The sequence below is a fragment of the Bradyrhizobium sp. Arg816 genome, assembly GCF_029989365.1.
Classification (GTDB): Bacteria; Pseudomonadota; Alphaproteobacteria; order Rhizobiales; family Xanthobacteraceae; genus Bradyrhizobium.
In genome coordinates this window covers 1-454 of record NZ_JAPRAQ010000206.1, presented here as the reverse complement: position 1 = coordinate 454, position 454 = coordinate 1, and the positions used below count along the sequence as shown (strand labels likewise).

Annotated in this window: 1 protein-coding gene; it reads right to left on the bottom strand. The window is 75.8% G+C overall.

Features of this window, described 5'->3' with window-relative positions; genetic code table 11:
• Window positions 1-89: 89 nt before the first annotated feature.
• Window positions 90-454, bottom strand: a 365-nt coding sequence (locus tag OWC48_RS46535; protein WP_282525997.1) for a histidine phosphatase family protein, incomplete at its 5' end; no start/stop codon positions are given.

Here is a 454-nt window from a genome sequence, read left to right as displayed (position 1 = left end):
GGCGGGCCGTCCCGGCACCAGCCCTCGTTCATGCCGGGAATGCGCAGAGGGCGCCTATTCCGCCGGTCCTGAACCGCGCTTCCATGGGCTCAGGCCCAGCGCCACCCGTCCGTCTCGATCACCAGAACTTCGCCCTGGCGCACTCCGATGCGCGGCGCCGCGGAGGGATGGACGAGGCCCCGCGCCACGAGGAGACCGCGGGCGGTGCCGCCATGGGCGACGATGACGGTCGGGCCCGAAAGCTCGCGGACCGCCGCGCCGACCCGCTCGGCGAGCATGGCGTAGCTCTCGGCTCCGGGCCCGCGCGGCCGATAGCCCCAGCGGTCCCGGTCGCGGGCGAAGGCGCCGGACGGGTCCCAGCGGCGGATCTCGGCCCAGGTCGAGCCCGCCCAGGAGCCGAAGCCGAGCTCCGCGAAGCGCGGGTCGACGGCGTAGTCCTCCGGCGCCAGCCCGA